General features: G+C 57.4%; 24 protein-coding genes. 13 read left to right on the top strand and 11 right to left on the bottom strand.

Translation table 11 applies throughout. From position 1 onward, the window contains the following. Window positions 1-51: 51 nt before the first annotated feature. Complete coding sequence (locus ACTUHY_RS08400; protein WP_442827372.1) at window positions 52-810, bottom strand: hypothetical protein; 759 nt, start codon at window positions 808-810, stop codon at window positions 52-54. After that, the gene (locus ACTUHY_RS08395) at window positions 807-2,303 is read right to left on the bottom strand and encodes a class I adenylate-forming enzyme family protein (protein ID WP_442827371.1); all 1,497 of its coding nucleotides are present in this window, start codon (window positions 2,301-2,303) and stop codon (window positions 807-809) included. The genes ACTUHY_RS08400 and ACTUHY_RS08395 overlap by 4 nt, the downstream gene beginning before the upstream one ends. A 75-nt stretch (window positions 2,304-2,378) precedes the next feature. Between ACTUHY_RS08395 and ACTUHY_RS08390 the strand changes: the two genes are divergently transcribed. Then, a complete protein-coding gene (locus ACTUHY_RS08390) occupies window positions 2,379-2,774 on the top strand; it encodes a thioesterase family protein (RefSeq protein WP_442827370.1) in 396 nt (131 codons plus the stop codon). Here ACTUHY_RS08390 and ACTUHY_RS08385 read toward each other — a convergent pair whose 3' ends face one another. The 7 genes from ACTUHY_RS08385 to ACTUHY_RS08355 all read right to left on the bottom strand — a co-directional run bounded on the left by ACTUHY_RS08385 (window position 2,775) and on the right by ACTUHY_RS08355 (window position 11,532). Continuing rightward, window positions 2,775-3,593, bottom strand: coding sequence for a bifunctional 5,10-methylenetetrahydrofolate dehydrogenase/5,10-methenyltetrahydrofolate cyclohydrolase (locus ACTUHY_RS08385; protein WP_442827369.1), 819 nt, complete (start codon window positions 3,591-3,593; stop codon window positions 2,775-2,777). Window positions 3,594-3,703: 110 nt separating this feature from the next. Then, complete coding sequence (locus tag ACTUHY_RS08380) at window positions 3,704-5,824, bottom strand: penicillin-binding transpeptidase domain-containing protein (protein WP_442827368.1); 2,121 nt, start codon at window positions 5,822-5,824, stop codon at window positions 3,704-3,706. After that, entirely contained in the window at window positions 5,821-7,017 is a 1,197-nt protein-coding gene (locus ACTUHY_RS08375) for an FtsW/RodA/SpoVE family cell cycle protein (protein WP_442827367.1), read from the bottom strand. Before ACTUHY_RS08375 ends, ACTUHY_RS08380 begins: the two co-directional genes overlap by 4 nt. A gap of 16 nt (window positions 7,018-7,033) precedes the next feature. Next, window positions 7,034-7,675 (bottom strand): tRNA (guanosine(46)-N7)-methyltransferase TrmB, encoded by a 642-nt coding sequence (gene trmB / locus ACTUHY_RS08370; RefSeq protein ID WP_442827366.1) that lies wholly within the window; start codon window positions 7,673-7,675, stop codon window positions 7,034-7,036. Window positions 7,676-7,928: 253 nt separating this feature from the next. After that, the gene (locus ACTUHY_RS08365) at window positions 7,929-9,842 is read right to left on the bottom strand and encodes a sigma-54-dependent Fis family transcriptional regulator (RefSeq protein WP_442827365.1); all 1,914 of its coding nucleotides are present in this window, start codon (window positions 9,840-9,842) and stop codon (window positions 7,929-7,931) included. A 21-nt stretch (window positions 9,843-9,863) separates the two neighbouring features. Then, window positions 9,864-10,562, bottom strand: a complete 699-nt coding sequence (locus tag ACTUHY_RS08360) for a C40 family peptidase (RefSeq protein ID WP_442827364.1) — start codon at window positions 10,560-10,562, stop codon at window positions 9,864-9,866. Window positions 10,563-10,623: 61 nt separating this feature from the next. Beyond that, window positions 10,624-11,532, bottom strand: coding sequence for a radical SAM protein (locus tag ACTUHY_RS08355; protein WP_278674567.1), 909 nt, complete (start codon window positions 11,530-11,532; stop codon window positions 10,624-10,626). Window positions 11,533-11,830: 298 nt separating this feature from the next. Here ACTUHY_RS08355 and rsxC point away from each other — a divergent pair, with 298 nt between their 5' ends. From rsxC to amrS, 12 genes are all read left to right on the top strand, one after another. Then, window positions 11,831-13,198 carry an electron transport complex subunit RsxC gene (gene rsxC, locus ACTUHY_RS08350; protein WP_442827363.1) on the top strand — a complete coding sequence of 456 codons (1,368 nt, stop codon included), beginning with the start codon at window positions 11,831-11,833 and terminating at the stop codon, window positions 13,196-13,198. A 26-nt stretch (window positions 13,199-13,224) separates the two neighbouring features. Then, the gene (locus ACTUHY_RS08345) at window positions 13,225-14,259 is read left to right on the top strand and encodes an RnfABCDGE type electron transport complex subunit D (RefSeq protein ID WP_442827362.1); all 1,035 of its coding nucleotides are present in this window, start codon (window positions 13,225-13,227) and stop codon (window positions 14,257-14,259) included. Continuing rightward, window positions 14,256-14,825: an RnfABCDGE type electron transport complex subunit G gene (locus ACTUHY_RS08340; RefSeq protein WP_278674572.1), complete on the top strand. Its 570-nt coding sequence runs from the start codon at window positions 14,256-14,258 to the stop codon at window positions 14,823-14,825. Before ACTUHY_RS08345 ends, ACTUHY_RS08340 begins: the two co-directional genes overlap by 4 nt. A gap of 5 nt (window positions 14,826-14,830) precedes the next feature. After that, window positions 14,831-15,427 carry an RnfABCDGE type electron transport complex subunit E gene (locus ACTUHY_RS08335; protein ID WP_278674574.1) on the top strand — a complete coding sequence of 199 codons (597 nt, stop codon included), beginning with the start codon at window positions 14,831-14,833 and terminating at the stop codon, window positions 15,425-15,427. Further along, window positions 15,420-15,995 carry an electron transport complex protein RnfA gene (locus ACTUHY_RS08330; protein WP_012937509.1) on the top strand — a complete coding sequence of 192 codons (576 nt, stop codon included), beginning with the start codon at window positions 15,420-15,422 and terminating at the stop codon, window positions 15,993-15,995. Before ACTUHY_RS08335 ends, ACTUHY_RS08330 begins: the two co-directional genes overlap by 8 nt. A gap of 18 nt (window positions 15,996-16,013) precedes the next feature. Continuing rightward, window positions 16,014-16,931, top strand: a complete 918-nt coding sequence (locus ACTUHY_RS08325; RefSeq protein ID WP_278674576.1) for an RnfABCDGE type electron transport complex subunit B — start codon at window positions 16,014-16,016, stop codon at window positions 16,929-16,931. Window positions 16,932-16,944: 13 nt separating this feature from the next. Beyond that, the gene (locus tag ACTUHY_RS08320) at window positions 16,945-17,946 is read left to right on the top strand and encodes an FAD:protein FMN transferase (RefSeq protein ID WP_442827361.1); all 1,002 of its coding nucleotides are present in this window, start codon (window positions 16,945-16,947) and stop codon (window positions 17,944-17,946) included. Between the two features lie 9 nt (window positions 17,947-17,955). Further along, window positions 17,956-18,333: a NusG domain II-containing protein gene (locus tag ACTUHY_RS08315; RefSeq protein ID WP_278674579.1), complete on the top strand. Its 378-nt coding sequence runs from the start codon at window positions 17,956-17,958 to the stop codon at window positions 18,331-18,333. Continuing rightward, on the top strand, window positions 18,314-18,841 hold the full coding sequence (locus ACTUHY_RS08310) for a Gx transporter family protein (RefSeq protein WP_442827360.1): 528 nt from the start codon (window positions 18,314-18,316) through the stop codon (window positions 18,839-18,841). The genes ACTUHY_RS08315 and ACTUHY_RS08310 overlap by 20 nt, the downstream gene beginning before the upstream one ends. 38 nt (window positions 18,842-18,879) lie before the next feature. Next, complete coding sequence (locus ACTUHY_RS08305; RefSeq protein WP_442827359.1) at window positions 18,880-19,527, top strand: uracil-DNA glycosylase; 648 nt, start codon at window positions 18,880-18,882, stop codon at window positions 19,525-19,527. 62 nt (window positions 19,528-19,589) lie between these two features. Next, a complete protein-coding gene (gene amrA, locus ACTUHY_RS08300; RefSeq protein WP_442827358.1) occupies window positions 19,590-20,987 on the top strand; it encodes an AmmeMemoRadiSam system protein A in 1,398 nt (465 codons plus the stop codon). Further along, entirely contained in the window at window positions 20,984-21,826 is an 843-nt protein-coding gene (gene amrS / locus ACTUHY_RS08295) for an AmmeMemoRadiSam system radical SAM enzyme (protein WP_442827357.1), read from the top strand. Before amrA ends, amrS begins: the two co-directional genes overlap by 4 nt. A 273-nt stretch (window positions 21,827-22,099) precedes the next feature. Here the strand turns inward: amrS and ACTUHY_RS08290 are convergent, their stop codons facing one another. Beyond that, window positions 22,100-22,429: a hypothetical protein gene (locus tag ACTUHY_RS08290; protein ID WP_278674589.1), complete on the bottom strand. Its 330-nt coding sequence runs from the start codon at window positions 22,427-22,429 to the stop codon at window positions 22,100-22,102. A 15-nt stretch (window positions 22,430-22,444) separates the two neighbouring features. Beyond that, window positions 22,445-23,143: a hypothetical protein gene (locus ACTUHY_RS08285; RefSeq protein WP_442827356.1), complete on the bottom strand. Its 699-nt coding sequence runs from the start codon at window positions 23,141-23,143 to the stop codon at window positions 22,445-22,447. Window positions 23,144-23,185 lie beyond the last annotated feature (42 nt).

Raw genomic sequence — 23,185 nt, 5'->3', positions numbered from 1 at the left:
CCCCCTCTTTCATCCAACAGGGCTTTGCTTTATTAGGAAAAGGGCTGCGGCTCACGCCCCAGTCCCCTTCATCCGCTTCCGCTTCCGGTAATAGGCGTCTCCTACGCCGCCCACTACCAAGAGTACCATGAGCCAGCCGGCAGCTTTCACCGGGTTCAAGTAGGTGACGGTAGCGTCCATGGGGGTCTCTTCTCCCAAGGGCAGCTTCCAGGTAAGGGTCCGTTTGTCGTCACTGACCTGGGTGGCATTGGTATCATCCACTCCCGTAGGCAGGATCAGTGTGAACCGCAGGTCGAACTGCTTCAGGATGCTCTGGAGCACGGCCTGGGCATCCCGGTTCTTTAGTTCTTCTTTAGGGGCCATGTTGATCCCTGTATGGACGCTGATGGTATCGAAGAGCAGCCCGCCCTGGAGCTGGACGATGGGTTTCTTCTCTCCCTTGGGAAGTTCCGCCCTTTTCCCATTCCCTCCGTCCTGGGACCCGGCTGCCTCCTGGGCCGCCTGTTCCCAGGTCCGGATATCGAAGGTCTTCAGTACCTTGGAATCCTTGATGTCTTTCACCTGGTTGTAGTGTTTGGTAGCGATGAAGCCTTCATACTGCCCTTCTTTGGCAGGCTGGACAGCGTATCCGTCCTTTTGGAAATCTTCCTGGAACGCATCCACCGTAGGTTTCAGCACCGGTGCCGTCACCAGTCTGCAAGTCAGGTCGGCCGCACCCAGACGGGTGATTTCCATCGTGATATGGCCTTTGGCGCAGCCGCTGAAGAGAAGGCTCAGCAGCAGGCACCCAAGGAGCATAATTTTTCTCATAAAGCCCTCCCGGCTGTTCTGTTCTTTTCCAAAAGCTTCAAGGTTTCATCCCGAAGCCTGTTCTTCTGTACCTTCCCCAGGCTGGTCCTGGGAAATTTTTCCCTCAGGAAGTATTTCTTCGGGACTTTGTAAGGAGCGATCCGGTCCAATAGGTACCGGCGCAGGGCACGGAGATCCACCTGGGCCCCCGCTTCCGGGACCAGCCAGGCTGCAACGGACTGGCCCCGGAGGGGGTCCGGATAGCCGATGACCGCAGCCTCCGCCACCCCCGGATACTGGAGGAGGACCCGTTCTACTTCCCGGGGATAGATATTCTCCCCGCTGGAAATGATCAGGTCTTTCAGCCGGTCTACCAGATGCAGGAACCCCTCCTCATCGAAGAAGCCCACATCTTCTGTATGGAACCAGCCGTACCGGAAAACCCGTTCCGTCTCTTTTTCCTGGTTCAAGTAGCCCAGCATCACATTGGGTCCCCGGACGGCGATTTCCCCAGTCTTTCCCTGGGGCATCGTCCGGCCTTCCGGATCCAGGATGGCCACTTCCACTCCATGGATGGGGATCCCTATAGTCCCGAACCGGGTCTTGCCCGGCCGGTTGAAGCTGACCACAGGAGACGTTTCCGAAAGTCCGTATCCATCCAGCAGGGGTTTCCGGCTCCATGCCGAGAACCGTTCGCCCAGTTCCTTGGTCAGGACCGCTCCGCCGCAGATGAAGGCCCGCACCGAAGCCAGATCCGCCAGGTCAGCCCCATTGAGCAGCAGTTCCATCACTGCCGGAACTCCTACGAAGATGGATACCTGCTGGCGGACCACCAGCCGCAGGGCCGTCTTGAAATTATAGTTGGTCTGGATCACGATCCGGGCCCCCAGGAGGAGGCCACTGGTGACACAGACCGTCCAGCCGTAACAGTGGTACATGGGCAAAAGGCAGAGGATCCGGTCTTCCGGCACCAGTCCCACCGCCTCACAATAGGCCTGGGCATTGGTCAATAGGTTCCGGTGGCTCAGTATGGCTCCCTTGGGGTGGCCGGTTGTCCCGGAGGTATAGATGATAGTGCAGTTTTCTTCCTCCCGCCGCTGGGGGGGCTGGAAAGTCCAGTCCACTGGTCCATCCAGGTCTTCGTATAGGAACTGCTGGACTCCGGAGATGCCCGCTTCTTCCAGGGCCGCTCCCAGCTCCAACGGTTGGCGGCTGATCAAAAGGGAGATCCCTGCATCTTTCAGGATATAGGCGATTTCTCGGGGGACCAGCTGGAAATTGATGGGGACGATGACGCCCCCGGCCCGGATCACCGCCAGATAGGCGGCCACGAAGCCATTGCAGTTCCGGCTCACCAGGGCCGCCCGCTGCCCCTTCCGCAGCCCCTTCGCCTGGAGAAAAGCGGCCCAGCGTTCCACTTTTGCCTCCAGTTCCCCATAGGTCAGCTCCTGTTCCTGGTCCACCAGGGCCACTTGGCCAGGAGCCTTCCCCTTCAGCAACTCATCATAAAACATGCTGCCTCCTTGCCTTTCCGGTAAAAAACGAGTAAGATGGACTTGTCAAAAATCTAAAAGAGAGAAGTGGATATCATGAAAGAATTCCGTATCGGCGCCGTGGGCGAAGCCACGGATACCGTGCTCCACACCAACACTGCAGCCGCCATGGGCAGTGGTTCCCTGGATGTCTATGCCACCCCGGCCATGCTGGCCCTGATGGAAAAGGCTGCCTGCGCCATCGTCGATCCCTGCCTGGATGACGAGACCACCAGTGTGGGGATCAGCGTGAACCTGTCCCACGATGCAGCCACCGCTGTAGGCAAGACCGTTACGGCCAAAGCGGTACTGGTGGGCGTGGACGGACGGAAACTGACCTTCAAGATCACCGTTTCTGACAATTACGGCACCATCGGCCAGGCCACCCACGAACGGTTCCTGGTGAACAAGGCCAAATTCCTGGGCAAACTGGCTGCCAAAGACAATAAATGATCAGAGACAGCGAGTAAGGGTCTCCATCACCATCAGGTTGCTGACCACACCTACTCCGCCGGGAACCGGGGTATAAGCCGAAGCTTTGGCCATCTTCGCGGCTTCGGACACGTCTCCTACCAGTTTCCCATCCACAGAATTGATGCCTACATCCACCACTACAGCACCTTCCTGGATCATATCCTCAGTAATGAGGTTGGGCTTGCCCACCGCGCTGAGGATGATATCTGCCTGCCGGGTAATGGCAGGCAGATTTTTTGTGCGGGAACGGCAGACGGTCACAGTGGCATAGCGGCCCATGAGCATCAGGGTGAGCGGCCGTCCTACCACTTCGCCGTAGCCCACCATCACCACATTCTGTCCTGCCAGAGGGATCCCGTAATAGTCCAGGATCGCCATGCAGGCCCGGGGGGTGCAGGGTGCCCAAGGGGTGATGCCCAGGTAGAACTTCCCTCCGTTGATGGGATGGATGCAGTCCATGTCCTTTTCCGGATCCATCTGCTGGACCAGGTCCATCCGGCGGATATGCTGGGGAAAGGGGACCAGGGGCAGGATGCCGCTGACCTGGGGATCGTCACTGAGTCCCCGCAGGACTTTTTCTGCCTCTTCCTGACTGGTTTCTTTGGGCAGAACCACATCCCGGGTCTGGATCCCCAGGCTGGCCGCCGTCCGGAGCAGGCTGCGTTTGTAGACCTGTGCCGCCGGATTGTCCCCAATGAGGAACGTGGCCAGGGTCAGGTCCTTTCCCGCGAATCTTTCCTGGAGTTCCTTCCGTATTTTTTCTGCTACCGGCTTCCCGGCCATGATGATCTGTTCCATTGTATCTCCTTGTGAGGGGCTGCTGCTTGCGCAGCAGCCCCTCTTTCCTTTTCTATTATTCTACACCCTGCCACTGGGGCTGAAAAGAGGCCTGGCGGCAGGGTGCGTGTCTATCGGAAATAGACGGTCACCGTATCTCCGCTGTGGAGGACCGTCCCTGGGGCCGGATTTTGTTTCCAGCTGGTCCCACTGCCAATGGGGATCAGGGACAGCTTCGCTCCGCCCAAGGCTCCGGCCACTTCCCGGATGGAATGGCCTGCCAAGTTGGGCAGTTTCACAGAGCCGTCTTCCCCAGCTTCCAGGGTGGCCAGCGGCGCCGCTTCCTTGGCGGTCTTGGCCAGCAGGGATTCCACCGTAGGGAGGCCCTCCCAGTTGCTGGGCTGGATGCCTTCCGCCACCAGGATCTGCTGGAGGGTATCCCGGAAAATCGGAGCAGAGACCTGAGAACCGTAGAAGGCCCCTTTGGGAGAATCCAGCATGATGATCATGGCGTATTTGGGAGCGTCACTGGGCACAAAACCCACAAAGGAGGCAATGTACACTCCAGGGATATACCCTCCCTTGGGAGATAGCTTTTCTGCGGTCCCCGTCTTGCCGGCGATTTTATAGCCTTTGATCTGGGCCGTCTTACCGCCCCCTTCGGAGACTACTTTTTCCATCATGGTCCGCATTTCTTCCGCCACTTCCGGGGTGATCACTTTCCGGACCGCTTCTGTCTTTCCCTCTTTCAGGATGGCTCCCTCAGGGGATACGATCTTCTGTACGATATAGGGCTTCACCAGCGTTCCCCCATTGGCGATGGCACAGATGGCCCGGAGCATCTGGAGGGGTGTCACGGCGATTCCCTGGCCGATGGCCATAGTGGCTACGTCAGAGGGGACCATGTCTTCCGGATCGTACAGGATCCCGGCTTCTTCTCCCGGCACATCACTGCCGGTGACGCTGCCGAAGCCGAAATCCCTGGCGTATTCCGTTTCCCGTTCGCCCCCCAGTTTCAGGCCGAGAGCGGCCATCCCTGTATTCAGGGAAAATTTGATCACATCGGTAAAGGTCACATGGCCCATCCCTTTGCCGTCCCAGTTCCGGATCCTCCGTCCGCCTACATCGATGGACCCTTCATCATTGAAGGGTGTGGAGGGGGTAATGATCCCTTCCATGAGACCGGCGGACCCCATGATGGGCTTGAACACAGAGCCCGGTTCATAGACGATGCCCACGCCCCGGTTCATATAGGCCCCCTCCCGGGCCTTTGCAAAATGGTTGGGGTCAAAGGTGGGCCGGCTGGCCATCCCCAGGATTTCCCCGGTATTGGGATCCATCAGGATGGCCGCTGCACTGGCTGCATGGGTCTTCTTGATAGCCTCATCCAAACTTTTTTCCAAGATGAACTGCATCCGGGCATCGATGGTGAGCTGGACGGTGTTCATGCGCCGGGCCTGGACCTGGTTCATGGCACTGGGTCCCACCAGGTTTCCCTTGGCATCGAAGAAACTGATCTTTTTCTGGTTCTGGCCTTTCAGGTATTCATTCTGGGACGCTTCGATTCCTTCCAATCCTTCGTCATCGGTCCCCACGAACCCCAGGACCTGGGCCGCCAGGTTATTTTTCGTGTAGAACCGTTTGCTTTCTTCTTTGAAATGGAAGCCGCTGAACTTCTGTTCTTTCAAGATGGCTTCCACTTGATCCGCCTCATGAGGATCCAGGGTCCGTTTCACCCAGACGAACCGGCGGTCCGGTTCGCAGAACTCTTGATAGAGCTCCGCTGCTTGCAGGCCCAGCACCGGTGCCAGGGCATCTGCCGCTGCCCTTTTGGGATCCCGGCTGGGCATTTTCCCCACCGGCCACCGGGCTGGGTCATCCACCAGTTCTTGAGGATCCACATAGAGGGATTTGCTCACCACACTGACAGCCAGTTCTTCCCCGTTCCGGTCCAGGATGCTGCCTCGGGGAGAGATTTCGACATATTCCCCGCTGATCTGGTTCAGGGCCTTCTGTTCCATGGACCGCCCCTGGATGATCTGGAGATAGAACAGTCTCCCCACTACCAGGAGGATACCGAATCCCAGGACATAGCCCAGAGTGATCACCCTGCGGTTGCCTTTTTCCAGCACATCCTGATGGGAGGGATCCAGGTGTAGCAGGGAAGGCTCCCTATCTTTTCCTCCAGGAAACCGTTTTACTTCCTTCTTTTTATGGAATCCCGGAAAGCCCGGGAATTTGGGAAACTTCAAGGACGCCACCTCCCTGGTCCTTTTCTTTCAGACTGGAACCGGATAGGTCCCTGCGGGGCTTCCGCCCTTTCCCTGCCTTTTTTTTCCAGCCGGCAGACAGAAAGCACCAGACCGATGGCAGCCTGGGTAATCAAGAGAGACGTACCCCCGTAGCTGATGAAGGGCAGCGGGACCCCGATTACCGGCAGAATGCCGCAGACCATGGCCATGTTGGCAATGGCCTGGCCCACCACCAGGAAGTTGATCCCGCTGACCAGCAAAAAGCCCCGCCGGTCCTGGGTCTCCTTCCCGATCCGGTACAGGGCCAGCCCCATGATGATAAATACCAGGAGCATCAGCAGGGCTCCCAGGAATCCCCATTCCTGGCAGAAAACCGCAAAGGCGAAGTCCGTATGGGCTTCGGGAAGGTAGAAGAACTTGCTGGAGCCCATACCATGGCCCATGCCGCTGATCCCTCCGCTGCCGATGGCCGTAAAGGACTGGACGGCTTGATAGCCGTTCCCCTGGGGATCCGAATAGGGATTGATCCAGACCAGGACCCGTTTCAGCCGATAAGGGGCCTGGATGACGGCAACCGTGGCCAGGGCAGCCCCCGAAGCCAGGAGAGCGAAAATCTCCCGGTAGGGGAGCCCGGCCACCACATACAGGACGATCATCAAGGACAGGATGATGGCGGCGGTGCCCATATCCGGCTGAACCAGCACCAAAAAGGACATGAAGGCCGCTTCCAGGAAGGCCAGGCAGGTGCCCTTCCGGAGCAGATGGGGCCGTTTCCCCTCTTCCATCAGACGGCCCAGATAATTGGCTCCCAGGAGGATCACCGCCAGTTTTACCAGTTCGGACGGCTGGAAGGAGAGCGGACCCAGGATCAGCCAGCGCTGGGCCCCTTTGAGGGTTTTCCCATAGCCATCCACAAAGAGCAGGAGCCCAATCAAAAACACACAGATCCGCTGGACATACGGGAAGATCTTGTGGTAATCCCCTTTCCTTCCGATAGTGTGCATCAACACTAGGCCCAGCAGCCCAAAGGCCCAGTAGCGGATCAGGTAGTGATACCCATTGCCGAACATATCCTGGGCCGCCACAAAGCTGGCACTGAAGATGTTCTCGCCCCCCACGATCATCAGCACATATACCAGGCTGACCAGGGCGTCCCTAGGATTCGCCCAGAGGATTAAAAACCGTTTTCCCATGCTTTGCCTCGGTCCTTTAAAAAACCACTTCGCAGAAATTGATGTTCTTGCCCCGGGCACTGAACTTCTGCTCATATTCGGTCTGGGCCTCATTGAGGATGTCCGTATGGTGGAGATCCGTAGTGAGTGCTGCGATTTCCAGGCCGAATTCTTTGAACTCCTCTACAGAAAAGGCGAATAGATCATCATTGTCCGTCTTGAAGCGGAGATGGCCGCCGGACTTCAGGATTTCTTTGTACTGGGCCAGGAAGGTCCGGTAGGTGAGCCGCCGTTTGGCATGGCGGGCTTTGGGCCAGGGATCGCTGAAATTCAAATAAATCTGATCCACTTCCCCGGGGGCGAACCATTCCAGCAGATGGGCGGCATCGGCATGGACGATCCGGGCATTAGGGATCTCCCCTTCCCGGAGCTTCTTCACCGCATAATAGCAGACCTCCCGCTGGGTCTCGATGCCCAGGTAGCCGATTTCCGGATGGAGGCCGCTCATGGCCGCAAGAAACTGCCCTTTGCCGCAGCCGATTTCCAGCTGGACCGGCCGGCCGCCCAGGACCAGTTGGGACCATTGCCCCTTATACTGTTCCAACCCATCTTCCAGCAGTTCTTTTCCCCGATACTCTTCCAGTGCCTGGGGGATCCAGGGTTTCTTTCGTAAACGCATGCAATTTCTCCTTATCGTCTGAATAAGAGGGTGTGTTGCACGTTTTGTGTAACACACCCTTCGTCATACGTCAGTCGTCATTCGTCATACGCTTTTAGAAATCAATTTTCACAAATTGATTTTGGAACTTCAAAACCTATTTCATACATCAATTGATTTTCTCAAATCCAGAGCCAGCAAAGCTGGCTTCGCTTCCATCGGCGTATGACCTATGACGTATGACGGGGCTGTTGCCCATGCAACAGCCGTCCGTCTATTCCTTTTTCGCTCTCTTTCCCCGTGCCTTCTTCTCTTCCGGGCCCAGGTTGAATTTCTTCAGATACCGGTACAGGGTCACCCGGCTCACATCCAGCATCAAGGCCAGCTTGCTGATATTGCCCCCGGCCGCTTTCCAGGCCGCCACAAAGGCATCTTTATCATGCTTCCAGGATTTCTCGATCCGGTGTTCTCCCGGCAGTTTGATATGGGAGGCCTCGATGACGCTGCCGGAGGTATGGAAGAAAGCCTGTTCGATGACTCCCTGGAGCTGTTTGATATTCCCGGGCCACTGGCAGCTGTTCAGGAGCTGCAGGGCCTCTTTGGAAAGGGTCTTCCCCGGCATATTGTGCCGGGCTGCCATTTCCGTGAGGATGTGGTTGGCAATCACTTCCACATCTTCCACCCGTTCCCGCAGGGGCGGTACCCGGATCACCGTCCCGATGACCTGTTCGTACAGGCTCCGGGAGAACAGTCCCTTGTCCGTCAGCCGTTTCAGGTTGGAATCGCAGGCGGCGATCACCCGGACATTGAATTTCCGCCGGGTCCCGGTTTCCCAGTTCAGCACTCCGTTGCGCAGGGCATCGGCCAGCACATCTTCCAGCCGGGTGGGGAATTTCTCGATTTCATCCAGGAACAGGGTCCCGCCGTTGGCCAATTCCAGGGCCCCTGCTGTCACATGGCCGGCTCCATCGTCACTGCCGAAGAATTCCGCTTCCAGTTCCGCCTCGGCTCCTTCATGGCCCCGTACCGTGATGAGAGGGGCCGCCGCCCGGGGACTGGCCTGATGGATCCCGTGGGCCAGCCGCTGTTTGCCGGTCCCCGGTTCGCCCTGGAGCAGCAAGTTGTTGTCTCCCCGTGCCACCCGGGCTGCCTTGTGCTGGAGAGCCAGGAATTCGCTGGAATTCCCCACCATGCTGTAAAGGCTGTACCGGGAACTGTACCCGGTGGCATGGGCGATGGTGGTCTTCAGATCCTCGATGGCCATGGTGATGATCACCACGCTGTCCACCTTGCCCCCGGCCCGCACCGGCAGGACGCTGGTCACATCTTCATAGGTCCGGTCCTGGGTGATCCAGGTGATCTCCTTGCGGATGGTGCTCTTCCCGGAAAGGCCCTTCTGGATGGGGATGTGCTCATAATTCAGGAACACTTCATCCAGCCGTTCCTTGCCCTCCATGCGCTTCTTTCCATTGGCGTTGCTGTAGCGCAGGGACCCATCGGGATTCACCCAATATACAGAGGCCGGGATCTCTTCGGAGATCAGCCCGCAGACCTTCCAGTAGGCCAGCATGGTCAGGAAGTTCTCCACAGAATACTTCATGGTCATCAAAAGGCTCAGGAGGATATCATAGGGCAGGTCGTTCTGGTCCAAGGAAAACAGGGACAGGATGTACCGGCCCTGGCCAGCTACGTTGATAGGAGCCGAGCAAGCGTCCCCGGAATGGCTTTCCCGGATCCACATTTCCGGCCCGAACATCAGGAAAGGGACATCGTGGCTCCGTGCCACACAGATGCTGGAAGTCCCCACATCTTCTTCCAGGACCCGCATGCCCTGGATGTCCTCGATGCTCCGCTGGAAGAAGGGCAGGGCATAGTTCTTCAGCACGTACCCTTCTTCATCCACCAGCAGCATGCTTAGATTATGGGAGTTGAAGTACTGCTTGTTCTGTTCAAAGAGCCCGTCCACATATTTCACCACATCCTCATGGACTTCCAGCGCTCTCGCCAGTTCCTGAGGAGACAGCCGCACCCCATGGGCCGGCATGGTCTCATGGTTCAGCTTCCGGGCTTCACACCGGCGCCAGGACTCCGCGACCCACGGATGGACGTTGGGATCGATAATCCCCTCGTCAATGAACTTATTGTAGTAGCTGGTCAATTTTTCCTTATTGCGTCGTTCCCTAATCATCGATTTACCCCCTGATTCGCTTTAGCGATATGATTTATGTACCGGGACCAGGACCCGCTTGGCACCGTAATATCTTGTCTTCCAGTATTCATCGGACAGGCTGCACAGCCGGACCCCTTTAGACGAGGTGGCATTCCAGAACAACCCGTTCCCTGCATAGATCCCCACATGGGAAGCTCCCGGTTCGTAGGTGGAAAAGAACACCAGGTCCCCCGGCTTCAGTTGCCGCTGGGTCACGAAGAGCCCTTTTTCGAACTGCAGATCCGCCGTCCGGGGCAGCTGGGCTTTATGCTGCCGGAACACGTACTGGACGTAGCCGGAGCAGTCGAAGGCCCGGGGGGTGGTCCCGCCGAAGCTGTAGGGCACTCCCTTGTACCGGGAAGCCGTCCGGACCACGTCTTCCCCCTTCACGCCGTGGATTCCCTCTTTTTCAAAGGCCGCCTCCTGGATCCGGAAATAGGTGGTATCGTCCACCCTTCCTGTAGCCTGCAGTTTATGGCTGCGCTGGAAGTTCCGTACCTGTTCCTCCAAGTCCCGGGTATATCTCCCGGTCAGGGGGGTCTTCATGCCGATGGCGTTCAATTTGATCTGCACGGTCTTGACTTTCCAGCCCTTGTCCCCGACTTTCAGAGGGGCCGCCTTGCGGGCAACCGCGCCTACTGAAAGGGGCAGGGCCAATACAGCCAGGACCAGCGCTGTGACAAACTTATGCAGTTTCATACGAGGTGCCTCTTTTCCTAAAACAACGGATCTTGTCAGATCTGGCAAAAATGAAACATTCTCAATACTCCATATTAGTATAAACTTCCCAATCCGTCAATTTGGAAAGTTTACCGATGGACACTTCCAGTTCCTGGAGCAGCCGTCCTTTGTCCTGGGGCAGCGTCCCAGCCAGGGCCACATAATTGGAAATGTGGTTGCTGCGGAACAGGGTATGGCTCTCTGGCCGGATCTCCACATTTTCCAGCATGGTATGGGCTTCCTGAGCCAGGCCAGCTGGGGAGAGCAGCTCAAATTCTCCATTTTCGAACTGCCGGAGCATTTCCGTCCCCTTGTACAGCCGCAGGGTCAGCACACTGAGCATATTGGGCTGGATGGCGGTCACCGCTTTCCCTGTCTCCACGGCGTGGCGCTCACTGTCCGCTTTCCCGCCCAGGCCGGCGATCACCATCATGGACAGTTTCATACCGCTGCGGACCACCTTCTGTCCGGCGGCGATGGCTTCTTCCGCCGTGACGCCTTTCTTGATCCGGGCCAGGAGGGCATCGTCCCCGGTTTCCAGGCCGAAATACAGCATCTTCAGCCCCGCTTCCCGGAGCCGCCGCATCTCTTCATCGCTCTTGCGCAGGATATCCCGGGGTCCAGCGTAAGAAGTCACCCGCTGGAGATGGGGGAAGGTCTGGTAGAGCACAGCCAAGATCTTCAGCAGCTTCTCTGTAGGAAGCACCAGGGCATCCCCGTCCGCCAGGAAGATCCGTTTCACCTGATCCTGGGCATACCGGGCCGCCAAGGCGATCTGTCGGGAGATCTCTTCATTGGGGCAAAGGGCGAACTGTACGTCCTTATACATGGCACAGAAGGTACAGGTATTGTGGGCACACCCCCGGGTCACCCGCAGGATGAAGCTGTTGGCTTCACTGGGGGGACGGAATACCGGAGTATCGTAATCATCGAAATACAATCCGAACATAAGCATTTCCTCCCGCATGCTGTAAAAATTTCTTCAATATATACATCCTTATAGACAGTCTTTTCACAAGATTCCTCGAATTCTTACATTTGTACAAAATTCCACTGGCTACGTCCATTATTATAAACTATTTTACACTCTCCTGCATGTTTTTTTGTAAACTTTTTGAGAAGAAAATTTTTCCCCGTATTCTGCCTGCTTCCTTTAAGAGAGTCCTTTCAGCCCCTTGTTTTTTGTGATTTAACAATATATAATTTTTACTTGAAGTTTGACACATGAAAGGTTAGAGGTGAACTGAATGTCTGCACAAGAAGCAAGTTTCATGGGCGGTGTAGAAGTACCCCCCAGCAAGTCCTTGACCGACAAAGTGGCCATCGAAAGATGCCCGGCTCCGGACGTGGTGTACATTCCTCTTTCCCAGCACATTGGTGCTCCGGCAAAACCGGTGGTGAAACCAGGGGATAAGGTCACGATCGGACAGGTGATTGGTGAAGCAGGCGGTTTCGTCAGCACCAACATCCATGCCAGCGTCAGCGGCATGGTCATGAAGCTGGAAAATCGGTATATGCCCAACGGCATGATTTCCCAGTGCGTGGTCATCAAGAATGATGGCCAGGACACCCTGTGCGAGGATATCAAACCCCGCAGCGAAGAAGAGATCACCCCGGATCTGATCCGTCAGGTCCTGCGGGAAAAAGGGATCGCCGGCATGGGCGGCGCCACCTTCCCCACGGCGGTGAAGTATGCTCCTCCCAAGGAAGGCCACTGCCCCATCGACACGATCCTCCTGAACGGGATCGAATGTGAACCCTTCGTCACGGCGGATCACCGTACCCTCCTGGAATACGCTGACGAGATCATCCAAGGGCTGAAGTACTTCATGCTGGCCTCCGGCGCTGCCAAAGGCGTCATCGGCATCGAAGACAACAAACCCGATGCCATCGAACTGATGCAGAAGAAAGTGGCTGGCGAAGCCAACATCGAAGTCTGCGTCTGCAAGGAAAAATATCCTCAGGGCTCTGAAAAGCACCTGATCTATGCCGCTACCGGCCGTACCGGCCCTGATCGGGGCCTGCCAGCGGATGTGGGCGTCATCGTGGACAACGTAGGCACTGCTGTAGCAGCCTGCCGCGCTGTGAAGAACAATGTCCCCCTGTACGAAAGAGTCGTGACCATCAGCGGTGACGGCGTGAAGAAACCGGGGAACTATATCGTCCGTCTGGGGACCCTCTACAGCGACGCTGTGGAAAAAGCCGCCGGTGGCCTGGAAGGAGCTCCCGGCAAGATCGTTTCCGGCGGGATGATGATGGGTTTTGCCGTCAACTCCCTGGATTACCCCATCACCAAAGGTTCCAGCGGTCTCTTGATCTTCAATTCCAACTCTCCTTTTGCCCAGTATCATGAACCGGATCCCTGCGTGCACTGCGCCCGCTGTGTGGATGCCTGCCCCATGAAGCTGGAACCCACGGAAATCGTCCAGGCTGTGAAGAAGCAGAACTGGGAAGATGCGGAACGGTTCTTCTGCCATGCCTGCATCGAATGCGGTTCCTGTGCTTTCGTATGCCCTGCCCATATTCCTCTGGTGCAGTACATCCGGATGGGCAAGCAATTTATCAGAGGGAAAGGTGACGGCGGTCACAACCCCTTCTATAAATTCGACAAATAATTTCGCGAAAGGACTGGATATCGATTATGGAACCTATTAAAGAACCGAAACCGCTGGTTCTCGTTTCCTCGTCTCCCCACATGCACTGTGGGCTCACCATCAGCAAGTCCATGCGGGAAGTCATCCTGGCACTGGTACCGGCTGTCCTGGCTTCTGTCTATTATTTCCGCGTAGATGCGGTCCGTGTGATCGTTTGCTGCGTGCTTTCTGCCATTATCTTTGAAAAACTGGCCAATAAGGTCATGGGCGTGAAGAAGGATACCGTCAAGGACGGTTCCGCAGCCCTCACCGGCCTGCTGCTGGCCCTGTGCCTGCCTGCTTCCCTGCCCAGCTACATGTCTGTCCTGGGCGGCATGTTCGCCGTAGTGATCGGCAAAGCCATCTTCGGCGGCCTGGGCAAGAACATCTTCAACCCGGCCCACATCGGCCGTGCCATCCTGCTGGCTTCTTTCCCCCAGCAGATGACCACCTGGGTCATCCCCGCTACCAAAGCGGCTGCTGTAACGGCTGCCACGGCCGGGGCAGATGCCACCACCGCCGCTACGCCTCTGGCTGTGATGCGTATGACGGAAAAAGTATGGCAAGCTGGCGGTGCCGCTGCTTCCCAGCTGCCTCCTCTGTCCGATCTCTTCATCGGCAACATCGGCGGTTCCCTGGGTGAAACCTGCGTACCGGCTCTGGTCCTGGGTGGCCTGTACCTGATCTGGAAAAAGCTCATCGACTGGCGTATCCCTGTGTTCTATCTGGCCACGGTAGCCGTGCTCACTGGGATCTACGGCGCTGTGATGGGGTATCCTTCCACTTTCCCTCTGTACCATCTGTTTGCCGGTGGCCTGATGATCGGTGCCTTCTTCATGGCTACTGACTGGGTCACTTCCCCCATCACCAAGAAGGGCAAGATCATCTATGCCATCGGACTGGGCGTCCTGACTTCCCTGATCCGTCTGCGGGGCAGCTACACGGAAGGCGTGTGCTATTCCATCCTGATGATGAACATGGTCACTCCTATGATTGACCGGTTCGTACGGAATGTATCCTTCGGAGGAGGTCAGAAAAAATGAGCAACCTCTTTGTTAAATACACCGGCATCCTGGCCGTCATCTGCGGCGTCAGCGTAGGTCTCGTAGCTGCTGCCAATGAAGGGACCAAGGATACCATCGCCAAAAAACACGAAGCCGATACCCGGGCTGCCTACAAGGTAGTGCTGCCGGAACTGGGCGACCTGAAGAAGCTGCCGGCTCCCGGCGGACTGATCACCGATGTGCAGCAGTCCAACAAGAACGGCAAGCCCAACGGCTACATCTACACCGTGACCCCCAGCGGCTACGGCGGAAAAGTGACCCTGATGGTGGGCATCTCCAAGAATGGAGACAAAATCACCGGGATCAAGGTCATGAACCACAGCGAAACCCCTGGCCTGGGTGCCAAGAGTACGGAACCCGCCTGGCAGGCCCAATTCAAAGGCAAACCTCTGAAAGAGGCTCTTGTGGTCACTAAACAGGAAGCGGGCAAACCCAATGAGATCAAAGCCATCACTGCGGCGACCATCACTTCCAGAGCTGTGGTCACCGGCGTCAATGCCGCCCGGGAAGACTACATGAAGAATCATGCCAACGGAAAGGACTGATCGAGATGCTGCATGAATTGACCAAAGGTATCATCAAGGAAAACCCGTTGTTCGTCCAGCTGTTGGGTGTGTGTCCGTCGCTGGCCACCAGTACTTCTCTGACCAACGCCATCGGTATGGGCTGTGCCTTTACCTTCGTTCTGGTATTCACCAACATGATCATCGCTGCCATCCGGAAACTGATTCCGGACCAGATCCACATCCCCTGCTATATCGTGGTCATCGCATCTGTGGTGACCGTATTGGAAATGCTGATGAACGCTTTCGTGCCGGCGCTGTACGCAGCCCTGGGCGTATTCGTTCCTCTGATCGTAGTTAACTGTATCGTCCTGGGCCGTGCGGAAGCTTTCGCCTGCGACCATGGGATCATCGCTTCCGCTCTGGATGCCATCGGCATGGGCATCGGTTTCACTTTCGCCCTTAGTTGCATCGCCTGCTTCCGGGAACTGATCGGAGCCGGCAAACTGCTCGACCATGCCGTCCTGCCCGCTGCGTACCAGCCGGTGCTGATCTTCATCCTGCCGGCTGGAGCCTTCCTGACCATGGGCTTTGTCTTCGCTACGGTCAACTACTTCAAAGAAAGAGGTGCTCACAATGCATAGTACTTTCGGCATTCTCTTCAGTTCCATCTTCGTTTCTAACATCATCCTGTCCCGGTTCCTGGGAATGTGCTCCTTCCTGGGGGTTTCCAAGAACTTCAAGAATTCCGTAGGCATGAGTGCTGCCGTATCCTTCGTCATGCTGCTGTCCACCATGCTCTCCTACGCCTGCTACCATCTGCTCCTGGTGCCCTATCACCTGGAATACCTGAAGACCCTGGTCTTCATCCTGGCCATCGCCACCCTGGTACAGCTGGTCGAAATGTTCATGAAAAAGGCCATGCCCTCCCTGCACAAAGCCATGGGTATCTACCTGCCGCTGATCACCACTAACTGCGCCATCCTGGGTATCGCTCTGATCAACGTGGAAAGCAACTACAGCTTCCTGGATTCCTGCGTGAACTCCATCGGTACGTCCATTGGTTACACCATGGCCATCCTGCTGTTCTCCTGCATCCGGGAACGTCTGGACGAAAAGGCTCTGCCCAAATGCCTCCAGAACCTTCCCATTGCTTTGATCACCGCCAGCTGCATGTCCATTTCCATGATGGGGATGAGCGGCATCCATTGAGTTAGGAGCTGAATAATTATGATTATGACTGCTGTGATTCTGGTCGCAGTGCTGGGTGGCGCATTCGGCCTGGTACTGGCTACGGCCAGCAAGAAATTTGCCGTTGAAGAAGATCCCCGGATCGGGGAGATCACCAACCTGCTGCCCGGCGCTAACTGCGGCGGGTGCGGGTATGCCGGCTGCGGCGCCATGGCTGATGCCATCGTTTCCGGTCAGGAAAAAGACGCCACCAAATGCGTAGTCTGCAGCGCTGAGAACAAAAAAGCCATTGCCGCTGTCATGGGTGTGGAAAGCAACGATGACGAAAACGCCGTCCGGAGCATCCCCCGTCTCCACTGCAATGGCTGCACCGCCAACCGGACCCCTGTGGCCAACCGGGCAGGCATCAAGAACTGCTATGTGAAAGCTGCCAATGCTGGCGGCCCTGGCCAGTGCAACTTCGGCTGCTTCGGAGACGGTGCCTGCGTGGACGCCTGCAACTTCGGTGCCCTGAAGATCGGCGAGAACGGACTGCCGGAATTCGACTACAACAAATGCGTCAGTTGCGGTGCCTGCTCCAAAGCCTGCCCTCAGCTGCTGATCGAAATGATCCCGGCGGACAAGAAAGTCCTGGTCCAGTGCAACAACCGGGAAAAGGGCAAAGCCGCTATGACCAACTGCAAGGTGTCCTGCATCAGCTGCGGCATCTGCGTGAAGACCTGCCCCAAACAGGCCATCACCCTGGAAGACGGGCCCAACGGCAGTATCCCGGTCATCGACTACACCAAGTGCGTGGGCTGCGGCCTGTGCACCATGAAGTGCCCTCGGAAGTGCCTGGTGAAGATCAATCCTGTCACCGGTACGCCTGAAGCTCCTGCCAAGGCAGAACCCACCGGCTGCGCCTGCTGTGCCATGGCCGACCAGTGCCCGTCCGCCCAAGCCCAAAAGCAGAGATAAAACGAGGACTTCTATGAAAAAACTATTAGCTTCGCTTCTGGTTTTCAGCAGCCTGACTTGTGCAGGCTGCTTTTTTCAAGCCGAAAAACACGAAGACACCCGGTTCATGATGGACACCATCGTGACCATCACCACCACCGGAGACAGCAAAAAAGACCTGGAAAGCGCCGCCAATGACGCCTTCCAACTGTTCCAGACCATCGCCAACCAGACGGATCCCTATACAAAACAGGGTCCGGAAGACCTGTACGCCGTGAACGAAAGTGCCGGCCAGGGGCCTCACAAGGCCTCCCCCTATCTCATGGACATCCTAAGCAAGGTACGGCCCATGGGGAACCGAAATCTGGATCTGTCTCTGGGTCCAGTGATCCAGGTGTGGAACGCCCATAAAGAAGCCAAAACCGTTCCCAGTGAAGGGGAAATCACCCAGGCACTGGCCAAAACCGGTCCTGAGAAGTATACTGTAGACACAGCCGCCAATACGGTGACTCTGGCCCCCGGTGCCCAGCTGGATCTGGGTGCAGTGGCCAAAGGCTATGCGGTGGAACAGACGGCGGACCTCTTGAGCCGGGACAAACGGGTCAAGACCGCCCTCATCAACGCCGGGGGCAACATCAAGGTGCTGGGCACCAAAGATGACGGCAGCCCCTGGAAAATCGGCGTCCAAGATCCCCGGAATCCCCAGAGGATCATCGGGACCCTGGCGGTAAAAGATGGTACGGCCATCGCCACCAGCGGGGATTACCAGCGATACTATGAAGTGGACGGGAAGCGGTACCACCACATCCTGGACCCCCGGACCGGCTGGCCCGCCTGGCATGCCCGCTCCGTCACCATAGTCACCCATTCGGCCTTCTGGGCAGACTATTATTCCACCCTGCTCTTTGTCCTGCCGGAAGACAAAGCCATGGCCCTGGTGGAAAAAGATCCCAACCTGGAAATGCTCTATGTGGACCTGGAGGGGAAGACCTATGTATCTTCCGGCCTGAAAGACATCTATACCCCGGAAAAATAAGGAGACCTTATGCGCAAGAATGATTTTTGGCTGATCCTGGTCCTGCTGGTACTGGCAGCAGGGAGCTGGTTCCTGTTCCGTTCCGACAGTACGGCCAAGGATAAAGTCCTGGTGGTCCGGAAAGACCAACAGGTGCTCCAGCGGATCGAACTGAAAAAAGTGACCTCGGAGACCAAGCTGATCGTCCCCGTGGAACATGGGGAACTGGTGATCGCCTACGACAAAGACGGCGGCCGGGTGATTTCTTCCCCCTGTCCGGACCAGGTCTGCGTCCATCAGGGCAAGATCACCCGTTCCGGCCAGACCATTGCCTGCGTACCGGAAAAAGTCCTTGTCACTCTTACCACTGCAGCAAAGGAGAATGATCATGACGCCATCCTCCGCTAAACTATCCATCCATGAAATCACCCAGCTGGGAGTCCTTTTGGCAGCTGCCATCGCTCTCCGGCTGGCAGAAACCAGCCTGGCCTGGCTGCTGCCTCTGCCGGGAGCCCACCTGGGACTGGCCAATACAGTGACCATCATCGTCCTGTACCTGTACGGTCCGGGCAAAGGAACCCTGTTCCTGGCCAGCCGCATCCTCCTCACCGGACTGCTCTTCACCGGGCTTCTGACACCCGGTTTCCTGATCGGGCTGGGGGGCGCGGCCCTGAGCTTTGTGGGCATGGCTTTGGGAGAGAAGCACCATTGGTTCTCCATCATCGGGATCGGCCTTTTGGGAGCCTTCCTCCACAACTGCGGACAGATCCTGGTGGCAGTGGCCATCATGCGGACCCCGGCCCTGTTCTCCTACCTGCCGGTGCTGATCGCCATCGGCATCCCCACCGGCCTGTTCACCGGCTTTTTGGCCAGCTTCTTCCTGGAGAGGATGAAGGAGAAAGGGACTGCTGCTTAAGCAGCAGTCTCGTCAACCATATAAGGAGCTTCAAACCCATGGAACCTGCAAAAACCTTTGACGAACTGAAAAAACAACTGGAGGACTGTACGGCCTGCCCGCTGCGCCAGGACTGCCAGGCCCCGGTGGGCTGGTTCGGCAGCCTGGAAAGCCCCCTGATGATCGTAGGAGAAGGACCGGGCGGCGTGGAGGACGACTACGGCTGTCCCCTCATCGGCCCCAGCGGCCAGTTGCTGGATCGGGCCCTCTGGTCCGTCCGGATCACCCGGGACCGGGTCTACACCACCAATGTAATCAAATGCCGGCCCAAAGGGAACCGGACCCCTACCGTGGAAGAAGGGGCCTTCTGTGCCCAAAAATGGCTGGAACAGGAAATCCGGCTGCTCCGGCCCAAGGTGATCCTGGCCCTTGGCAGTGTGGCCCTCCGGTATTTCAAGGGACCGGAAGCCCGGATCACCCGAGAACGAGGCCAATGGTTCACCACCGCTGAGGGGATCCCCTGCCTGGCCACCTTCCACCCTTCCTATCTGCTCCGGCTCACCGGCCAGTCCCAGATTGCCGCCAAATGGGAAGTCTTCCACGACCTGGAAGCTGTGAAGGCCAAGATAGAAGAGCAGTGCCCCGGGTACAGCTGGAACAGCGGAGCCCCGGTGCATCTGTTTGAGTTGTTCAGGAAAAGAAGCTGAAAAGGCTGCCGCATTGCGGCAGCCTTTTCTGTGTTAAAATAGAAGAAAGAGAGGTGTTTCCTATGACAATCCTTGCTTCATATGCCGTTCCCCACCCCCCCATCATCCTGCCGGAAGTGGGCCGGGGGGAAGAGCGGAAAATTGCCGCTACCACAGCTGCCTATGAGGCGGTCATGAAACAGGCGGCGGAATTCCAGCCAGATACCCTGATCATCACCAGTCCCCATGGGGAAATGTACATGGATTACTTCCACATCGCCCCAGGCAGCGGTGCCCAGGGGGATTTCGCCCAGTTCCGGGCGCCCCAGGTGGAACTGTCCGTCCGGTATGACCGGGATCTGGCGTCCCTGATTGATGAGGAAGCCCGGCAATCAGGGATCCCCGCCGGTTTCGGGGGAGAACGGGATCCGGCTCTGGACCACGGTACCATGATTCCCCTGTATTTTTACCGGAAATACGGTTCCCTGGACAAGGTGAAGGTGGTCCGGATCGGCCTGTCCGGCCTGGGGCCCGATGTCCATTATCTCTTCGGCCGGTACATCCGGGAGGCCACGGAAAAGCTGGGTCGCCGGGCAGTATTCATCGCCAGCGGGGATCTGTCCCATAAGCTGAAAAAAGACGGTCCTTACGGCTATGTTCCGGAAGGCCCCGTCTTCGACCGGCAGTGTACGGAAGCCCTGGGCCAAGGCGATTTCTTCCGGCTCCTGACCCTGGACCATTCCCTGTGCACCCGTGCCGCCGAATGCGGCCTCCGTTCCTTCTGGATCATGGCCGGGGCCTGGGACGGCACCGCTGTCCGATCCCGTCTCCTCTCCTATGAAGGCCCCTTCGGCGTGGGCTACGGGGTGGCCGCCTTCCTGCCGGGAGCACCGGATCCCGGGAGAAAATTCCTGTCCCCCCTGCTGGCCGCTGAAAAAAAGCGCCGGGAAGAGCGGATCGCCCGGGAGGATCCCTATGTGAAACTGGCCCGGCTGGCCGTGGAAACCTATGTGAAGGACCATGAAATCGCCCCGCTGCCGGCTGATCTTCCCCCGGAAATGCTCCAGACCCAGGCTGGTGCCTTCGTATCTCTCCATCTCCAGGAGCAGCTCCGAGGCTGCATCGGCACCTTCCTGCCCACCCAGGACTGCCTGGCCCGGGAGATCCTGCTGAACGGGATCTCTGCCGCCACCCGGGATCCTCGCTTCCCCGCCGTCCAGCCGGAAGAACTGCCCTATCTGGAATACAATGTGGATGTACTCACCACCCCGGAACCCATTTCCGGACCGGAACAGCTGGATCCCCGGAAGTATGGGGTCATCGTGAAAAGCGCCCAGGACGACCGGAGAGGCCTTCTGCTGCCCGATCTGGACGGAGTGGATACCGTAGATGACCAGATTGCCATCGCCCGTCAGAAAGGAAATATCGCGGCCACAGAGCTAGTTCAGTTGTTCCGGTTCCAGGTGGTGAGACACAGATGACGGCCCCGGAGAAAATCCTTACCTGCTCCCTTTGCCCCCACCGCTGCCGGCTGGCCCCCGGGCAGACCGGTTTCTGCCGGGCTCGGAGCCATCGGGAGGGGAAGATCCGCCCGGACAATTACGGTTTCCTCACCTCCCTGGCCCTGGACCCCATCGAAAAAAAGCCCCTCCGCCGGTTCCATCCCGGCAGCCAGATCCTATCCCTGGGCAGCTGGGGCTGTAATCTCCGCTGCCCCTTCTGTCAGAACGCCTCCATTTCCCAAGCCGGCCCGGAAACCGCCCGGCTCCATCTGGATCCGGAGCAGCTGATGGCCCTGGCCCTGGAATACCGGGATAAAGCCGGCAGCATCGGAGTGGCCTTCACCTACAACGAACCCCTAGTAGGTTATGAATATGTCCGGGACTGCGCCCGGCTGCTGAAGGAAAATGGGCTCTGCACCATCCTGGTGACCAACGGGACTCTCTGCCAGGATCCTTGGGAAGCCCTGCTGCCCCTGGTGGACGCCGCCAACATCGACCTGAAAGGCTTCACTCCAGAATTCTATCAGTGGGTCCAGGGAAATCTGGAAACAGTGAAAACCAATATCCAGTTGGCGGTGGAAGCCGGCTGCCATGTGGAAGTGACCACCCTGGTGATTCCGGGGAAAAATGACGGAGAGGAAGATATGAAAAAAGAGGCCCAATGGCTGGCCTCCCTGTCTCCGGAACTTCCTCTGCATATTACCCGGTATTTCCCCCGCTGGCACCTGGACCTGCCCCCCACCCCGGTAGAAACTGTATACCATCTGGCCGCCCTGGCCCGACAGTGGCTGAAGTACGTGTATGAGGGGAATTGCTGAAAAGGGGCTGCTGCATGTGCAGCAGCCCCTTTTCAGGTCTCGAGTCTCGAGTCGTGAGTCTCGGGCCTCTGGATAGAACCTGTACCATGTCCAGGTTCTTTTGAAGATACAAAACCAGAGCCGTGCTGGATATAGAAACGAATATCTTATCATGGGCGGAACAGGTTTTCCCTATTCAAAAATTTGCCTGCAAATTTCTCATTCGGCTCGAGACCCGAGACTCGAGAATCGAGACCGAGGTGCTGCACAGCACGTGCAGCAGCCCCCACTTCTTCACCACCTGTTTTCCTGTTCCCTCTCCTGCCGGTGTTCTCTCCGGATTTCTGCGTGTTTCTTCCTTTCCTCGGCCCGGTGCTTTCTTGCTTTGACCCGTTCTTTCCGGACTTCCTTCCGGTACTGAGCCGTCTTTTTGTGCCGCTCCAGCCTTACCTGATGGACTTCCCGGGGCGTAGGCGGGGTAGCGGCTTCGGCCCGGCTGCTCACCAGGGCGCTGGCTCCCAGCACCAGAGTGACCCCCAGCAGGAACAGGCTAGTGATTTTTTTGAACCGGTGGATTATGGATCCATAGGGTTTTGCCATGGCATAGGTTACGATTTTCGTCATGATGGTCGACCTCCTTTACCCCAGCAGCTGCTGGATAGGATTCAGTTTATGGACCCGGCCGTGGATGACCTGTCCGCTTTGGGCATCTACCAAGAACAGGTAGCCCATGCCACCTTTTTCACAGCGGGCCAGGTATACGCCCGGGAAATGATTTCCCGCAACGGGGTTGGCCATTTCCGTTCGGCTGCCCTCCGTCTGTTTAGGAGTGGCCCCAGTCCGGCCGTCCGCCCTTTCTTTCCCTTCCTCCAGCCGTCCGGGCTGTCCGCCTTCCGGCCGTTTTTCCGGCTTCTTCCGGCTGTCATCTGCCTTTATTTCCCGTCTGTTTTCCTTCCGTTCCTTCTTCTCCAGCTTTTTGTCCCAGGGCTTTCCTACCCCTGGCTTCCGGTCATCCAGGTTGATGCTCTGGAACGTGATGTTGGAAACATCGGTTCCCAGGATACTGGCGATGTTTTCCTTTACCGCATCAATAGAAGCCAGAGGGAGGTTCTTCTGGGCCGCCAGATTCTGGAGCATCTTCGTCCGTGCCTGGGCTTCCTGGCTCCTGGCTTCTGCTTTGGCCCGGTGCAAGGCGAACTTGCCTCCCCCCGCCACAACCGCCAGTGCCAGCAGGCATCCGGCTCCCTTTTTCAACCGCTGAGGGGTGATCTGTTTCCTGCCCCAATGGACGGCTTCTTGAAGCCGTACTTTGCTCTGTTCCATTCTTTCCTTGTCCATGTCGGTCCCTCCTCAGCGGGAATTCCTATTCCCTGTTTGATG

This window comes from Acidaminococcus nyctereutis, from assembly GCF_052216985.1.
Taxonomy (GTDB): Bacteria; Bacillota; Negativicutes; order Acidaminococcales; family Acidaminococcaceae; genus Acidaminococcus; species Acidaminococcus fermentans_A.
This window is presented reverse-complemented; position numbering and strand designations above follow the sequence as displayed.

Bases quoted from the DNA above. Each gene is read 5' to 3' on its own strand.
- ACTUHY_RS08400 (WP_442827372.1), bottom strand. From the start codon at position 810: ATGAGAAAAATTATGCTCCTTGGGTGCCTGCTGCTGAGCCTTCTCTTC.
- ACTUHY_RS08395 (WP_442827371.1), bottom strand. From the start codon at position 2,303: ATGTTTTATGATGAGTTGCTGAAGGGGAAGGCTCCTGGCCAAGTGGCC.
- ACTUHY_RS08390 (WP_442827370.1), top strand. From the start codon at position 2,379: ATGAAAGAATTCCGTATCGGCGCCGTGGGCGAAGCCACGGATACCGTG.
- ACTUHY_RS08385 (WP_442827369.1), bottom strand. From the start codon at position 3,593: ATGGAACAGATCATCATGGCCGGGAAGCCGGTAGCAGAAAAAATACGG.
- ACTUHY_RS08375 (WP_442827367.1), bottom strand. From the start codon at position 7,017: ATGGGAAAACGGTTTTTAATCCTCTGGGCGAATCCTAGGGACGCCCTG.
- trmB (WP_442827366.1), bottom strand. From the start codon at position 7,675: ATGCGTTTACGAAAGAAACCCTGGATCCCCCAGGCACTGGAAGAGTAT.
- ACTUHY_RS08365 (WP_442827365.1), bottom strand. From the start codon at position 9,842: ATGATTAGGGAACGACGCAATAAGGAAAAATTGACCAGCTACTACAAT.
- ACTUHY_RS08360 (WP_442827364.1), bottom strand. From the start codon at position 10,562: ATGAAACTGCATAAGTTTGTCACAGCGCTGGTCCTGGCTGTATTGGCC.
- ACTUHY_RS08355 (WP_278674567.1), bottom strand. From the start codon at position 11,532: ATGTTCGGATTGTATTTCGATGATTACGATACTCCGGTATTCCGTCCC.
- rsxC (WP_442827363.1), top strand. From the start codon at position 11,831: ATGTCTGCACAAGAAGCAAGTTTCATGGGCGGTGTAGAAGTACCCCCC.
- ACTUHY_RS08345 (WP_442827362.1), top strand. From the start codon at position 13,225: ATGGAACCTATTAAAGAACCGAAACCGCTGGTTCTCGTTTCCTCGTCT.
- ACTUHY_RS08340 (WP_278674572.1), top strand. From the start codon at position 14,256: ATGAGCAACCTCTTTGTTAAATACACCGGCATCCTGGCCGTCATCTGC.
- ACTUHY_RS08335 (WP_278674574.1), top strand. From the start codon at position 14,831: ATGCTGCATGAATTGACCAAAGGTATCATCAAGGAAAACCCGTTGTTC.
- ACTUHY_RS08330 (WP_012937509.1), top strand. From the start codon at position 15,420: ATGCATAGTACTTTCGGCATTCTCTTCAGTTCCATCTTCGTTTCTAAC.
- ACTUHY_RS08325 (WP_278674576.1), top strand. From the start codon at position 16,014: ATGATTATGACTGCTGTGATTCTGGTCGCAGTGCTGGGTGGCGCATTC.
- ACTUHY_RS08320 (WP_442827361.1), top strand. From the start codon at position 16,945: ATGAAAAAACTATTAGCTTCGCTTCTGGTTTTCAGCAGCCTGACTTGT.
- ACTUHY_RS08315 (WP_278674579.1), top strand. From the start codon at position 17,956: ATGCGCAAGAATGATTTTTGGCTGATCCTGGTCCTGCTGGTACTGGCA.
- ACTUHY_RS08310 (WP_442827360.1), top strand. From the start codon at position 18,314: ATGACGCCATCCTCCGCTAAACTATCCATCCATGAAATCACCCAGCTG.
- ACTUHY_RS08305 (WP_442827359.1), top strand. From the start codon at position 18,880: ATGGAACCTGCAAAAACCTTTGACGAACTGAAAAAACAACTGGAGGAC.
- amrA (WP_442827358.1), top strand. From the start codon at position 19,590: ATGACAATCCTTGCTTCATATGCCGTTCCCCACCCCCCCATCATCCTG.
- amrS (WP_442827357.1), top strand. From the start codon at position 20,984: ATGACGGCCCCGGAGAAAATCCTTACCTGCTCCCTTTGCCCCCACCGC.
- ACTUHY_RS08290 (WP_278674589.1), bottom strand. From the start codon at position 22,429: ATGACGAAAATCGTAACCTATGCCATGGCAAAACCCTATGGATCCATA.
- ACTUHY_RS08285 (WP_442827356.1), bottom strand. From the start codon at position 23,143: ATGGACAAGGAAAGAATGGAACAGAGCAAAGTACGGCTTCAAGAAGCC.